Origin of the sequence: Aquicoccus porphyridii, from assembly GCF_008369105.1 — a bacterium.
GTDB lineage: Bacteria > Pseudomonadota > Alphaproteobacteria > Rhodobacterales > Rhodobacteraceae > Aquicoccus > Aquicoccus porphyridii.
Map to the genome: position 1 here is coordinate 1 of NZ_VINQ01000148.1, position 427 is coordinate 427.

The 427-nt window shown below is 60.4% G+C and carries 1 protein-coding gene; it reads right to left on the bottom strand.

What is annotated here, in order from left to right:
• Positions 1-133: 133 nt before the first annotated feature.
• Positions 134-427: SpoIIE family protein phosphatase (locus FLO80_RS23970; protein ID WP_149187156.1), on the bottom strand; the 294-nt coding region annotated here is incomplete at its 5' end.

A 427-nucleotide genomic window follows, 5' to 3' on the forward strand; every position in this document is an offset into this window, starting at 1 on the left:
GCCGAGAAATTCAGCGCAGCGAAGATCTTTTCAATGGTGGAATCCAGGGCCGAGCACAGGGTGAGGCGGACCTCACCGACGAATTTCAGAACGAAGGAGCCGTTCTGTTCGGCAAACTGGATTTTACCGGTACTCATGCAAGGTTCCTGCTCAACACCAGCAAGGCGATATCATCCGGCATCTCCGCCAGGTTGGCCAGCCCGAAGACCTGGCGCAGCCCGTCGAGGGTACCTCCGGCGGCTGCCACCTGCTCCGGTAGCAAAGCCTCTTTCTCCTTCAGCGTAGCTCCTGGCAGCACATCGAGGATGCCATCGGAAAACAGCGACAGGCTGAAGGAAGGGGGCAACTCCATGACCCGGTCGTCATAGCTCGCATCGTCGAACAGGCCCACCGGCAGGCCACGGCCTTCCAGGTAGCTCGCCTGCCC